The 14,157-nt window shown below is 33.3% G+C and carries 11 protein-coding genes; 9 read left to right on the top strand and 2 right to left on the bottom strand.

All coding sequences use genetic code 11. The annotated features are described in order from the left end of the window. Positions 1 to 382 precede the first annotated feature (382 nt). Complete coding sequence (locus ACP6PL_RS25435) at positions 383 to 895, bottom strand: DUF3172 domain-containing protein (protein WP_426548125.1); 513 nt, start codon at positions 893 to 895, stop codon at positions 383 to 385. A 499-nt stretch (positions 896 to 1,394) separates the two neighbouring features. On the opposite strand from ACP6PL_RS25435, the gene clpS reads away from it, so the two are divergent. The 7 genes from clpS to ACP6PL_RS25400 all read left to right on the top strand — a co-directional run bounded on the left by clpS (position 1,395) and on the right by ACP6PL_RS25400 (position 11,201). Beyond that, positions 1,395 to 1,682 (top strand): ATP-dependent Clp protease adapter ClpS, encoded by a 288-nt coding sequence (gene clpS, locus ACP6PL_RS25430; protein WP_426548124.1) that lies wholly within the window; start codon positions 1,395 to 1,397, stop codon positions 1,680 to 1,682. Between the two features lie 71 nt (positions 1,683 to 1,753). Beyond that, positions 1,754 to 2,611 (top strand): CPBP family intramembrane glutamic endopeptidase, encoded by an 858-nt coding sequence (locus tag ACP6PL_RS25425; RefSeq protein ID WP_426548123.1) that lies wholly within the window; start codon positions 1,754 to 1,756, stop codon positions 2,609 to 2,611. Between the two features lie 232 nt (positions 2,612 to 2,843). Beyond that, positions 2,844 to 6,098 (top strand): hypothetical protein, encoded by a 3,255-nt coding sequence (locus tag ACP6PL_RS25420; RefSeq protein WP_426548122.1) that lies wholly within the window; start codon positions 2,844 to 2,846, stop codon positions 6,096 to 6,098. A gap of 767 nt (positions 6,099 to 6,865) precedes the next feature. After that, entirely contained in the window at positions 6,866 to 7,066 is a 201-nt protein-coding gene (locus tag ACP6PL_RS25415) for a hypothetical protein (RefSeq protein WP_426548121.1), read from the top strand. A gap of 93 nt (positions 7,067 to 7,159) precedes the next feature. Beyond that, on the top strand, positions 7,160 to 7,285 hold the full coding sequence (locus ACP6PL_RS25410) for a hypothetical protein (protein ID WP_426548120.1): 126 nt from the start codon (positions 7,160 to 7,162) through the stop codon (positions 7,283 to 7,285). A gap of 52 nt (positions 7,286 to 7,337) precedes the next feature. Next, positions 7,338 to 7,475 carry a hypothetical protein gene (locus tag ACP6PL_RS25405; RefSeq protein ID WP_426548119.1) on the top strand — a complete coding sequence of 46 codons (138 nt, stop codon included), beginning with the start codon at positions 7,338 to 7,340 and terminating at the stop codon, positions 7,473 to 7,475. 66 nt (positions 7,476 to 7,541) lie between these two features. Further along, positions 7,542 to 11,201 carry a hypothetical protein gene (locus ACP6PL_RS25400; protein ID WP_426548118.1) on the top strand — a complete coding sequence of 1,220 codons (3,660 nt, stop codon included), beginning with the start codon at positions 7,542 to 7,544 and terminating at the stop codon, positions 11,199 to 11,201. 223 nt (positions 11,202 to 11,424) lie between these two features. On the opposite strand, the gene ACP6PL_RS25395 is transcribed toward ACP6PL_RS25400, so the two are convergent. Beyond that, a complete protein-coding gene (locus ACP6PL_RS25395) occupies positions 11,425 to 12,048 on the bottom strand; it encodes a hypothetical protein (protein WP_426548117.1) in 624 nt (207 codons plus the stop codon). Between the two features lie 261 nt (positions 12,049 to 12,309). On the opposite strand from ACP6PL_RS25395, the gene ACP6PL_RS25390 reads away from it, so the two are divergent. Next, entirely contained in the window at positions 12,310 to 13,656 is a 1,347-nt protein-coding gene (locus ACP6PL_RS25390) for a TldD/PmbA family protein (protein ID WP_426548116.1), read from the top strand. 301 nt (positions 13,657 to 13,957) lie between these two features. Further along, positions 13,958 to 14,131, top strand: coding sequence for a hypothetical protein (locus ACP6PL_RS25385; RefSeq protein ID WP_426548115.1), 174 nt, complete (start codon positions 13,958 to 13,960; stop codon positions 14,129 to 14,131). Positions 14,132 to 14,157 lie beyond the last annotated feature (26 nt).

The raw sequence follows: 14,157 nt of genomic DNA, 5'->3' as shown, positions 1-14,157 counted from the left end.
TCTACTGTAATGATTTTGGCTTTATTATAAGTGATCATCCGAACATGATATAATTCTCAATTCTCAATTCTCAATTCTTGAATTCTACCTTCTCTAAATTCCCCGTTACTCCTTTATCCTGTATCCCCCTCCTGGGAGGGGTTAGGGGTGGGTTGTCTCCTACTCCTACTAAAAGACTTTTGAGCGCAAACCCTAATTAGTTATAAATCAATGAATTTCAGTTAAGTATTTTTTACGCAAATCTGTCATGTTAAAAGTTTATTTTTAGATTCCCGATCAGATTGATTGTAGTCTTATCTAAACTATATTGAGTTATAAATAAAATATTCTTGTAGAGACGTTCTATAAAACGTCTCTACTATATGTACTGTTTCCTATTGCCTTAGAAATTATTATTTTCAGGTGGAGCAAAGCCTGGTCCTAGTTGGTTTTTCAAGAATAGGTTTTGAGCGCTGTCGTTTTGATAAATACAATCAATCTCTGGTTCATCGTTGATATTTCCTGTATATCCGAAGGTGTTCATCCGGTTTTTACAATCACGCACTTCTTCATTGTTGACTAATTTTCTTTGCTCTAAAATTGCCCAGTTATTTCTGCGGATGACACATCCTGGTTCTATACCTGGCTGAGATATATATACATTAAAAGGGTTCAAAGTCAAGAAAACGCGCATATTCATTACCATTGCACTAGCTCCAAACTGTACACAAAGTTCGGGGTTAGGTACGCTGCGATCTATAAATTCACGAGAGGCCACGTTTTGTGGGGTGAAATTAGCAGTGGAGCTAAAGGCAATGCCAATACCAATACCCAAAACAAATACTCCTCCTAAAATTGCCAGAGTAGCATAATTGAATCTGGATGGTTGGCTAGTGGTTTGAGTTCTACGTTTCATATACAATTTTCTTTTAAGTTATTTGAGTGGCTTTTGGGCCATTAATCATGGGCAAAGCTGGATTGATGTTTTTCCTAACATATTTCTACAACTATAAATTTTAGCAGGGAAAGAATTAGTCTTGAGTAGATTTAACGAAGTCAGAATTTATAAGGGATGATTTCCTGCGGAATGTTTCGTAAAAACTAATCACCCGTACAGAAGTGAGAAGTTGTTTTTGTAACTAGTATTTTATCGACCCTCCAAAAATATTTCCCTAATTAAGGCAGGGTTTTAGACCCAATTATTTTGATAAATAAGGATAAAAAATACCTGTTTTGATTAATTGCAATGACAATTTTCAAGTCAGGGATTTTTAAGTCAAGAGTTACAATAAAAAAGTCAGATGACAAAAAAAGTTAAATAAAAAATTTAACTTATAAGCGTAATATTAAGTTTTATGTTATGGTATAGAAATATAAACGTAATATTAGTTTGCTGAAGTAAGCAGGATAGAATAGTGTCTGTAGAGACTATAGAAAAACCTACCACTTCCACAGTCCGCAAAACTGCCCCTCGTTATCGTGTTTTACTCCATAACGATGATTTTAACGGCATGGAGTATGTAGTGCAAGTATTGATGAAGACTGTACCGAGTTTAACTCAACCCCAAGCAGTTAGTATAATGATGGAAGCTCACTCTAATGGTATTGCATTGGTAATTATCTGTGCTTTAGAACCTGCTGAGTTCTACTGCGAAAATTTGAAAAATCATGGACTAACTAGTACCATAGAACCTGATGAGTGATTTTATTTCTAATAATAGAAACCGGGTTTCTCTACTTAGGAACTCGGTTTCTTGTTTGTGTCAAAGTTTTTATGCCTAATTTAACATTCGGCAAAGTAGCAAAATTTTCCGCTCCTGTAAGAATCGGAATTTTCATTTTAACATTACTTTTGGTATGGATACCATTGGCAGCACCAATATATTTTTTGGTGGAAAATGTTAATATAGAGAGTATCTTGACGATCGCTCTACTCTACATTGAGTTTATTATTTTAGTCAAGTTTTGGGGACATAAGGTTTATCAGCAACCCCACTTATTATATCGCTACGGTTTAGTAATAAATAGGCGTAATTTTCAAGAATTTTTCCAAGGTTTAGGAATAGGTTTATTTAGTCTATTTAGTCTGTTTATATTAGAGACATTTTTGGGGTGGGTAGTATGGCAGTCACCCTCAGAAAAGTTAGTGAAATTTATTTTTGAAGGTTTATTAGTTTCTCTAGTTATTGGTTTTGCTGAAGAGTTATTATTTCGGGGTTGGTTGTTGGATGAGTTGGAGAGAAATTATCAAGCAAAAGTAGTTTTGTGGGTGAGTAGTTTTGTTTATGCAGTGCTACATTTTATTAAACCTTTGGAGGAAATTTTGCGAACTTGGCTGCAATTTCCTGGTTTAGTTTTATTGGGTTTAATCTTTGTTTGGGCAAAACGTAGTAGTGGAAAAAAGTCAGATCAAGGTACTAAGAAAAAACAGGAATTATTGGGTTTACCGATGGGTATTCATAGTGGTTTAGTTTGGGGATATTACATTATTAATGTGGGTAATTTAGTGAAATATTCTGAAGAGGTTGGAGAGTGGTTAGTTGGAATAGATGGAAATCCCTTAGCAGGTTTAATGGGGTTATTCTTTTTAGGAGCGATCGCTCTCTGGATGAGAAATAAAATATCTGATTAAAAAAGAAATTTTAGTGAATTTTTTTGCCTACTTATTTCCCACAAAATATTGAATTTATGGCAATACTTATGATGCTTGGATATCTAGCAATTTGCCCTTATGTTGTAAAATTTTATCGTAGGGGTTTGGTCTCCAAACCCAAGGAAAAATGTGATTTGAAAACCCAACTCCTACAGTTTTTTTATAAAATCATTTAGGATTGTTATAATTGTAAGTATAAAAGGAAAAAATAATGGGTTCAAGAGTAGAAGAAAGGGATAATAATCTGTCTAGAGTCAACTATTTACCAATATTAAAAGGAATCTTACAGATTCTTCAAGGCAATGAAAAGACACAAAAAGAATCTGCATTTTTCTTAGACAAAGATAACAGACTAACTTTACTAGCAGAGCGCATAACTGGTTTTGTTATTGAACTATCAAAACAAAAACCAGACGATTTTCCACCACCTTTAAGAGGATCTACAAAATCGGCATCTGTCAATTTTGCCCATGAATCATTATTTAGAGAAAATATTCGGAAAATTCAAAAAGAATTAAAATTACAGTTAGATGAAATATTAAAGATTAAGCAAGATAATCCCGAATCTATTCAGAAATGGCAAGAACATTTTCTCAGCAGTTTAGAAAAATTTGTTGAAGCTCCTGGTTTCTTTAATTTTTCAATTGAGCAAGAGAGACAATTAAATTTACAAAGAATCAACACAGACAATGTTAAAGCTAATGAGTCAGCTCAAAAACATTTCCGAGGTAAGATAAGGATAAAAATTCCTACAGAGTTTGACCAACATTTGTTAGCAGCAATTCATAATGAACTAAATAGAGAAAACGGATTTTACAGTAGTTGTGATGAGGATGAAATTGATAGATTAAATGATTTGTATGATGATATTTCTGAAGATGGCGACTCTAGAATTAATAATCTGAAGAAATTAATTCAGGAAGAAATTACAGGAAAAATTAGAGCCGATATTTCTCTGGAATTTCTAGAAATTTTTATAGACAAAATACCTAATGCCAAAAAACAAGGTGAAGGATATGAACTTTTAGTAGATTTTTTGCATCGTCTGAAAGAATTTGACGACTTTTTAAGCCGGGATATACATACTGTTAGTTTATTTGGCAATGATTATAAGTTGCAAGATTTATTTGGCAGAGGGGATAAATGGGATTTCTTACCTGTAAAAGTAAAAATTGAAGATCGTCAAGCAGAAGGATTAGATAAAACTAAAGAGTGGCATGAATTTACTTATGCTATAGATTTTAAGTTGAATGGTAGAACAAATTATACAAGTAGTAAAAACGTATTTGAGCATAATTGTAAATTATTAAATCCTGAGAGTGAAGAGGGTTATAAGTCAGAGATTAAAAAGCGTGGAAATGATAATAAGAGAAAAGCAGGTTTTTATGGGAAGTTGGTAAAAATTATATTTCTGTACTGCTTTATATTTTATGAGTTTGATAATTCCAAGGAATCGCAAGAGAAAGTAGTAGAGCGTATTTTTCAGAGGTTATCAACAAGCACTACAGAAGCAGAACAAATACAATTTTTAACTAACTTTTCTAGTTATCTAAAAGAGCAGTCACAGGCAGAAATAAAATTAACTAAAATTGTTAGCTATATCAAAAATATATGCTCTGAAAAAAATGCAGCTTGGCAGACTATTCAAATCGATGGATATTTAAGTTTGAGAAAGGGGTTGTTAAAACATCCATCTGAGCTAAATGAAATTTTAGACAATGAATCTTTTTTAACAGATGAACTATCTCAAAAAAACCAAAGTATTAGTTTTAAATCGGCATTGCAGTTTCTCAAGTTTGTCAAAGATAGAGACGAAAATAATTTGTATGATATCCAAGTAAAAGTAGAGATTGATGATATTAGGTACAAACTAGAAGGTGAAGCAGAAACAGGAAAATTTACTTTAGTTAATGATGGGGAATATCAACACTTACTTGTAATGTTTGTTGAGCGAACAGAACTATTAAAACTATGGGTAAGTAAAGGTTGGACTCCTATTCAAAAATTACAGTTAGAACAACTACAAAAAATTCTGCCTGGTTTGACAAAAGAAGAGGGTGAAAAAATTATATCGGGCAAACAAAAATTCGATATTAAAAAGATACAACCAAGAAAAACTCTGATAAACTATCCTAAATCTGTAGTTGTTACCTACGACAGTTCGCGACAATTTACTAATTTAGAATCGGAAGTACAAAGTATTGAAGATAGACGCAAAGAATGTTTTTATTATCAGATAGTTTATAGCATTATTGTGATCCTGGGAATTTTGGTTTTATCTGAAAGACTTTCAATTACAAAAAATAATCCCAAGGAGAGAATCAAAACTTTTATTTCCTTATTCAGAAGTCAAAGTTCGAGTGCAGAGAATTCGACTTCCTTCGATACTTTTATTGCTACTTTCTGTAAAGACTTAGAATTAGTTCTAGATATAGAACAATCAATTTTATGCAGCACGCAAGGTTTGGATATAAGTACTCCAAATAAATACAAAAATAATAATGCAAGATTGTCTCTATACTCAAAACTTCCGAGTCAAGTTCAATTAGAGAAAGAAATAGATTTTCTCCAGGAGTCTAAAATTGATAAAGTAGGAATTATTGTTGTGTCGAGTCACGAGTGCGATGCTCAACATCAAGGAGACGAAAAAAAATCAATTGTATTTGGCAGAGTCTACACGATAACCAGGCAAAATACATTATTTGAAATCAAATCATTTGGCTCTTTTTGTAAATGCGAATTTAGTAACAAAAGGTTTGCCTCAAGTATAGTTGTAGATCAAGTAAGTCGGTTAGATAAAGCTGGATATAAACACATTTTTTATGTCTCAAAGACACCCTATCAAGATAAGTTTAACTTTTCTCTGGCAGATGAAGAAAAAGATGATGATACAGAGAGATTATTTTTTATGAATAGTGAAGTTATTAAACAGATGAAGGCAGTAAATAATTCCATAACTATATACCCAGTCTTTGTCTCGAATTATCGAATTTTTGATTTAAAACGAAGCAATAAGGATAAAGGATGTTCATACTATTTAGGTTCTGTAGAAGATGTGAGTAAAATTGAACCTCTTACCATAAATGCTGCTGCATTTTTAAATCTATATAATTTAGAGGAAGTTGGTAAAAACAACTCTTATAATAGTGTCATTAGTTATGCTTGTCCGATTAATATTTATGCAGCAGATGTGTTAGAGAATAGGGAAATTATACATGGATTATTTGCCAAAGATACTAATACTTCTGACAGGGATACTCTGTTTTTGTTTATGGTAATGCTGCATTATGCTAAAAATGAAAAATTTGGTGAATTTCCAACTATTAAACCTATTAAACTTAATCCTTATAAGGATATTTTTGAGGAGGTAGGATACAAGTCTACTAAATTTTATCACCCACAATCTTCCGCTAGGTTTAATTTATTGGCATTTGTTTATGAAGTCTTTAATTCTGTGGTTGGCTAATTTTTTGGAAAAAATATTTATGATTATCCTTATCGCAAAGGTTGCAAATATTTCCTGGGGTTATGTCTATCTGAGATGCTGTTTTTCCCATACATAAAATTTGGGGGAAATTTGGCAGATACTTTCTCAAAAGGAAGAAAAAATATTTGATAAATTTATAGTGGAGGGATGGTAAATTTACCTGGAAATATCTGTGGGAAAAATTTACAAGTCGCATCTTTGAGAAAAATCATAATTTCGAGTCAGACTTGAGACAAAGGCGGCAAATATTTCCTTGGGATAGGTTTGTCTGAGGTGCCGTTTTTCCTAGAGAAAAAATATTGGAAAAATTGCCAGGTACTTTCTCAAAAGGAGGAGGAAATATTTGATAAATTTATGGTGGAGGGGTGGGAAATTTCCCTGGAAATTTTTCTGGGAAAAATCCACAACTCAACGATTGCTGGAAAAATCATAATTTCTGGCAATACTTGAGGCAAAGGCGGCAAATATTTCCTGGAGTTAGGTTTGTCTGAGGTGCTGTTTTTCCTAGAGAAAAAATTTTGGAAAAATTGGCTGTAATTTCTGATAAAGAAGAGAAAATATTTGAGAAATTTATGGTGGAGGGATGGCTTGCTTTGCCAAAATATGTCTGTGGGAAAAACGCGCAAGTCAAATATTGCTGGAAAAATTATAATTTTTGGCGAAACTTGAGACAAAGGCGGCAAATTTTTCCTTGGGTTAGGTTTGTCTGAGGTGTCGTTTTTCTCATAGAGAAAATTTGGGAAAATTTGGCTGTAATTTCTCAAAAGGAAGAGAAAATTTTGGAGAAATTTATGGTGGAAGGGTGGGAAATTTGCCTGGAGATGTCTCTGGAAAAAACGCGCAAGTCAAATATTGCTGGAAAAATCAGAATTTCTGGCGAGACTTCAGACAAGGGTGGCAAATTTTTCTTTGGAGTAGGTTTGTCTGAGGTGTCGTTTTTCTCATAGAGAAAATTTGGGAAAAATTTGGCTTTACTTTCTGATAAGGAAGAAAATATATTTGAGAAATTTATGGTGGAGGGGTGGTAAATTTCCCTGGAGATGTCTTGGCAAAAAACGCGCAAGTCAAATATTGCTGGAAAAATCAGAATTTCTGGCGAGACTTCAGACAAGGGTGGCAAATTTTTCTTTGGAGTAGGTTTGTCTGAGGTGTCGTTTTTCTCATAGAGAAAATTTGGGAAAAATTTGGCTTTACTTTCTGATAAGGAAGAAAATATATTTGAGAAATTTATGGTGGAGGGGTGGTAAATTTCCCTGGAGATGTCTTGGCAAAAAACGCGCAAGTCAAATATTGCTGGAAAAATCAGAATTTCTCGCCAGACTTGAGACAAATGTGGCAAATTTTTCCTGGGGTTAGGTTTGTCTGAGACGTCTTTATCGTGGCAAAATATAATTACGCAAAAAATTTTTATAGGTTAGTGAGATGGGAAAATTTAGTATTGGAGAACATTCGGGGTTTATCTTTGAAAATGGGTTTAATGTAGGAATTATTAATCTGCTTCGAGCATATAATATTCCCGGAAAATACGATATTTATCTACCTTTTTTACAGAGGTTAAAACTCAGGAATTTAGCAGAGGCGATCGCTGATGATACTGGTATTGTTTCTCCTCCACAAAGAGATGAGGTTTATGACTGGATGTTTCATATATTTACTACGGGTTTTGTTAAAGCAAATATTTTGGTTGATAACTGGTTGCGTTATATTAGATGGGGGAAATATAAACCAGCGTCTAAAAGTAAACCGGAAAAGTGGGAAGCAAAAAATGTGACTGTTGAATATTTCCAATGTTGTTTTTGGGATAACAATACTATTCAGCAAATAAGTAAGAATGAAAATGGAGAAAACTATTCTCTTGATATTCCTGCAAAACAACTGGGGATAATACGAAACCCTGAAAAATATAAAGGTACGGGAAAATTTTTAAACTCAGACTGTATTTTACTTTTGAAACAAAAAGATAGTCGTACCCAGGAAGATAGATATGCTTTATTTGTTGCCGACTTATCAATTTTTGTGCTGAAAGAATTAATTGATATTAAACCTCTCAGAAATTATGAAACTATTGAGAAAATTATTTCTAAAGAGTACAACTACCGTCGGGGTAAAAGTATTTTTTCTTGGGTGGGAGTCGATATCGGAAACGAGGAAAATTTAGTAGAGAATAAATATGGAGATTATTTGCTCAGTTTACTGCCAAAATTTGATGAGAAAATTAATGCTTTTCCCAAAACTGATAAGGAAATAGTGAAAATTATTCAAGCAGGAAGTTATGCAGATAATTTTATTGAATTTGCCGCAGAAAATCAGATATTTAATTCTTCTGAATTATCCCATATTCAGGTTTTAGGAATTAGCGATCGCCTGGAGCAAGCAGTTACTGGTAATGGCAGTAATCAAGGTTTTCTAACTTTTCTCAAAAATTGTGGTTCTTTGTACAAACAAGTCAGGGAAAAAAATTCGGAAGCAGCTAGGAAAGAAGTTAAAAATAAAGTGTTTAATCAAATATTCAGGGAGTTTGAAAAGAATTTTTCACGGGATTTTATTCGAGATATTAAAACTGATATTCCCACAGAGAAAGAAGAGTTTGATTTTTCCTATAGGGAGGAAATAGATCAATTTAAAAATACGGCAAATGAGCGAGATAATCACAAACAAGAAGTTATAAAAGCTTTAAGTCAAGAGGATAATTTGCTTTTACTTCAAGGTGCCCCCGGAATAGGCAAGACTACGGCGGTGGTTGAGTTTCTTCAACAATTAAAAAGTAACTATTTATTTATTTATCTATCACCTAGAATTTCTGTCAATCAAGATATACAAGAAAAACTTAAAGATCAGGATGGAAATGTCAGTCAAAATCTTATTTATCTCCAAAGTAACTCAAATTTAATCCGCGCCAATGGAGGTAATAAAGCTGTAAGTTGTATTAAAGGTAGTCTGGTAAATTTGCCTAAATCTACAAGTGTTCAATTTCTGGAAAATGAAGATTTTGATGGGAGCTATAAACAAATAGCATCTAGAGAATCTCGCGATAAAATTGTTCCTAATGAAAATCTAAATAGAGGAGTTTTAGATTCTATTTTTTCGGCAATAACTGATTTAGTAAATTTCTATAAAAACCAAGATATGGGAATTAATATAGTAGCTACATCTGCCACACAATCTCTCAAGAAAAATGCCGAAAATGGTAGATTAACACTAGACCACTTCGACAAAATATTTGCTGCTGCTTATGACAAAAGAGATGGGAAAATTTTACCTCAAAAAATGCGGGAAATATCTAGAGTAATTCCTAATATCATAATTATGATTGATGAAATTACTGGTGATGATGGAGGTGTGTATTTTTTCCATGAATTAATCAAGAAACTACAGAAATATGAATTGTTAGATAATCGACATAAATTTAATACTAAAATTATCGTCGCAGATGCTTCCCTTGCCGATATTTCAGTTGCTAATGATTATTTACAATCTCAAGACCCGGAGTCAAGCAAAATTTATATTCGTCCGGGTAGAGGAAATAATAATAATATTCTGCAAAGATTTACATTTAATAAATTACAAGGATGGGCAATAAATACTTCTAGTTATCCTGCTAAGAGTCTAAAAGTTGAATACGATATTCTGATTAATACCTTCAAGTTTGAAAACTTAGATAGGGAGTATAAAGTCAGAGATAAATTAGAGAAAAAACAAAATCAGAGATTATTAGATGATATTGAATTGAGGATGGCAAACGAGCCAACTATTGTTTATATCCAAAATAAAAGAAGACTCGAAGAAATTATCGATAATTTGAGAAATAGACTCACAGCTCAAGGCAAAGATTTTAATGAAAAAGAACATTACCTAATAATTCATTCTGATATTTTAGACAGAGCTTCTATCTCAGAATATCAAGATAAAGTAGATGTAATTTTTATGACTGCTAGTGCTTCAAGAGGATTATCTTTTAAAAGAGTGAGGCATATATTAGCAGTAATTCCTAATTTTGAAATAGAAAGAAATTTGATGGAAATTACTCAACTTATCTATAGAGGTCGTGGAGATGTAAATATAGAAAAACATCAAGAAAAGTATCTCAAGTTTTATATTAGTTCTACATTATTATATAACTCCGAAAATCGGGAATTAGCATATAAAGAAAGTCTCTCAAATTTGTTAATATTAATGGCAACTCTCCAAGCTGCTGTAAAAACTCGTATATCTGGAACGGCAAATATTGGTAAGTTTAATTGTGCTGTAATTCCAGTTGGAGGAAAAGCTATTTCATCCCCTGGTCAATCAATAGGAGAAACTATTTCAGAATTCGTCAATGGTTTGAGAAAAACTTATATAAATACTGGTTTTAAAGATGTTGTTATTAATAGATTAAAAACCGAACTAGAAAAAATATTTGCTGTGGAAGAGAGAGAAATTAAAAAGCAACTAAATAGTTATCTCGGTTTAATTGATAAATTTCATAAGTTTCATCAAAATAATGGGTTGTTTAGTGATTTTTTGGCAATAGGAAAACTACAAAATGCTTATATAAATGGTGGTTTGATATTTATCCCTTTAAATAATCAGGGTACTGAGAATTATGAAATTAGTCTCAGTACAATTAATAATATGAATTTGCAGCAACTATTTAACGATTTAACTATAATTAGCAAATCTGAAAAATATCCATTAAGTCTTCAAAACGGAGCCAAGGATGTATTAGATATTATTCGGAAAATAGAAAATTTAGAAGAGTCACAAACTTTAAGAGATGAAAAAAGTTTTTCTGACCAATATTTAGCTATCCATACATCTACCCTTACTATTGGTAAACTAACTGAAACAAATAACTTGAAATTTAATCAAATTAAAGAGAAAATTAGAGAAAAATTTCAGCGTTATATTAAATCAATGTATTCTAGCAATAGCTTTCTACCTGTGACAAAAAACTTTGAAAATTTTCCTTATTTAAGTTTTCGTTCTCTAACATTAGACAGTCAATGGCATAGACTTTTTGACCAAAATCTTTTAGTAGCTTCCCCAGAAATTAATACTCTATCTTTGATGCTCTCTAGTACGGATAAATCTGAGAAATAACTTATATACCTAACAATATTAATACTATAGAAGATAGCAGGCAACAAGTAACAACTGATGCTACTGGAGGAACCTCTGTTACCTGTTGCCTCCATACCTATTCCCTATTCCGTTTCAAAACAATATTAATACTATAGAAGATAGCAGGCAACAAGTAACAACTGATGCTACTGGATAGGAACCTCTGTTACCTGTTGCCTCCATACCTATTCCCTATTCCGTTTCAAAGACCTAAATCATATTTAGCAACTTCAGCCATAGCTAATAATTTTTCCTGCCACTTTTTCCCTGTATTTTGTTGTAAATATTCTGCTAAAGAACCCCATCCATTTGACTGTAAATACAAATGAGTAGCAATTTGATGTTTACAAATTGTGTGACGATAAACCATGTCGGCACAACTACAACCAATATTATTTACCTCAGCTACAGTTCCTTTAATTGGATTCCTAACCACAGAACTAACAGAAGTTAACTCAACTTCTAACTTTTCTAAAGCAGCTCGATTATATCTTTCGAGAAAAGCGTATATTTCCGAATAAATAATAAAATATTTGCCATTTTCTCCATCTATGTTAATCCCAGAATTCTGCAAATTATAACTTGTAATTTTACTAAAATGGCGCTGTTTAATTTGCAAAAAACATAGTAAACAATTCAGAAATTTTGCTTTAGATAAAAAAGTGCTACACCGTCCTTTTGATGTGCGATAAACTATTTGGGGAGTTTGAGCAGTCCCAACAACTTTAACACTTTCAATCTTAATTTCTAATGGCACTAATGGCTGAATTTCTGAATCTATTTCCCGGGAAAAATTAGTGGATTGAATACCAATGCAATTAACCATGATATAATCCTCTTGTGATTTAACTTTTTGTTCCAGGCGCTCTATGAAAAAACCAATCAGAGGAGCGCCTTTTATATTACAATTATACTTCAATTCAACAGGAATTGACAACCTCTTAAGATCAAACCCTGTAAGCAACTAAAGTATATACTACAAAATGAAAAAATCTCATCAAAATCTCAACCAAAAAAGACCAAGAAATAAGGTCAATAGCCTCTAGCTTCAGCTGGAGGTACTCATAACTGATAACTGATAACTGAAATGCCCACAGAAATTAAACAAAATCTTCTCAGTCAAGACGAAGCATTATCCTTAGTAGAAACAACCGTAAAAAAATCAGATGCCGAAGGTATTTTCGTTAGTCTTAGCAACAACGAATCATCCCTAGCTCGATACTCAGAAAATCAAATTAGCCAAAATATTAGCAAAACAAAATTTGGACTTAATATCACCAGTTATTTTGGCACTCGCAGCGCCACCGCTTCGACTACAGAACTAGATCCAGATGCCATTACAGCCACTATTCGCCGTTCTGAAGAACTGGCCCGCATCGCCCCACAAGACCCAGAGTGGGTCCCACTACTCGAACCTCAACAATACGAAAATCGTACTCCCGCCTTTGATGATTTGACTGCAACTATTTCCCCCTTAGCACGAGGAGAAATAGTCCAACAGATATGTGGCATGAGTGCCAAAGCAGCAGTAGATGGCTCCGGTACTTTGAGTACAGATACATCTTTAGGAGCGATCGCTAACTCACTTGGGTTACGCGCCTGTAATAAATATACAAAAGCAGACTTTAGTTTTACGGCAAGGATCGAAAATGGCTCTAGTTGGAGTCATCGCACTGCCTGGGGAATAAATCAACTACCTACTCAAAGTATGACTGAAGAGTTGATTAACCGCGCCTTTGCTTCTCGGCAACCCAAAGAAGTTAGTCCGGGTGTTTATCCCGTGATTTTTAGTGGAGCTGCTTTAGCTGATTTGTTGATTTGGCTAATATTTAATCTGGATGCACGAGCAGCAGATGAGGGGCGATCGTTTATGTCGCGTACCGACGACACTGGGAAACCAGAGGGCAACCGAGTCGGGGAAAAAATGTTTAGTCCATTGGTACAGTTACAGCGTTATCCAGGTCATCCTTTATTGCAGTTAGGGAATTTTTCTGGTGATGGGTTGAGTAATCATTATCTAGAAGTAATCAAAGATGGTGTGCCACAAACCTTATCTTATAGTCGCTATTGGGCAGCTCAAAAAGGAAAGCAACCTACTGGTTCTATGTTCCCAGTAGTGATGCAGGGTTCTGAGCAAAGTTTGGCCGATCTGATTTCCCAGACGGAGCGAGCTATTTTGGTGAATCGTTCCTGGTATGTGCGTTATGTGAATCCCCGTACTTTGGAAGTAACGGGGATGACACGGGATGGTACTTTTTGGGTTGAGGATGGAAAAGTAGCTTATCCGATTAAAAATTTGCGATTTAATCAGGTTTTGCCAGATATGTTAAGAGATGTAGATGCTGTGAGCAAAGTAGATCGTTATGGTAATAGTGTTTTGCCTGGGCTAAGGGTAAAAGCGTTTAATTTTAGTAGTGTGACTGATAGTATTTAGGTAGAAGAACTCATAATAAATCCGCATTAGTAATAGGGTATTTTAAAAAGTTGAAGTCTTTGCTGTACATCGAAATTTAGGGATGGAACAAGCACCCTTTAATAACCGGATTTGGTATCAGGAGGTAGGAGGAATAATTATGATGTCCGGATAATAAGTGATAAAAAAGCTTTTGTTTGTAGTATTGCTCTAGTCTTCAGTATAGATAGAGCTAGAGTAATACTACGAAGCTCTAATTATAACTATACCAGTATAGGAAATGCTATATAATTTTATTATTGTTGATTTTTTCAAGATAAATATGCCTAAAATCAATGAGAATTTAAGAATATACGAACGAATATTTTCCTTAAGTGGTGAGGCTATATGTTTATTAGATACAAACTATAACTACCAATTAGTTAATCCAGCATATCTCAAATTAATTAATCAAGAATCTGAACAAGTAATATCATGTTCGGATGATCACTTATAATAAAGCCAAAATCATTACAGTAGAAG

The organism is Dapis purpurea BLCC-M126, from assembly GCF_050015975.1.
In the GTDB taxonomy this organism is placed as follows: Bacteria; Cyanobacteriota; Cyanobacteriia; order Cyanobacteriales; family Microcoleaceae; genus Trichodesmium.
Note: the sequence above shows the minus strand (reverse complement) of the source record. Positions and strands in the feature narration are given on the sequence as shown.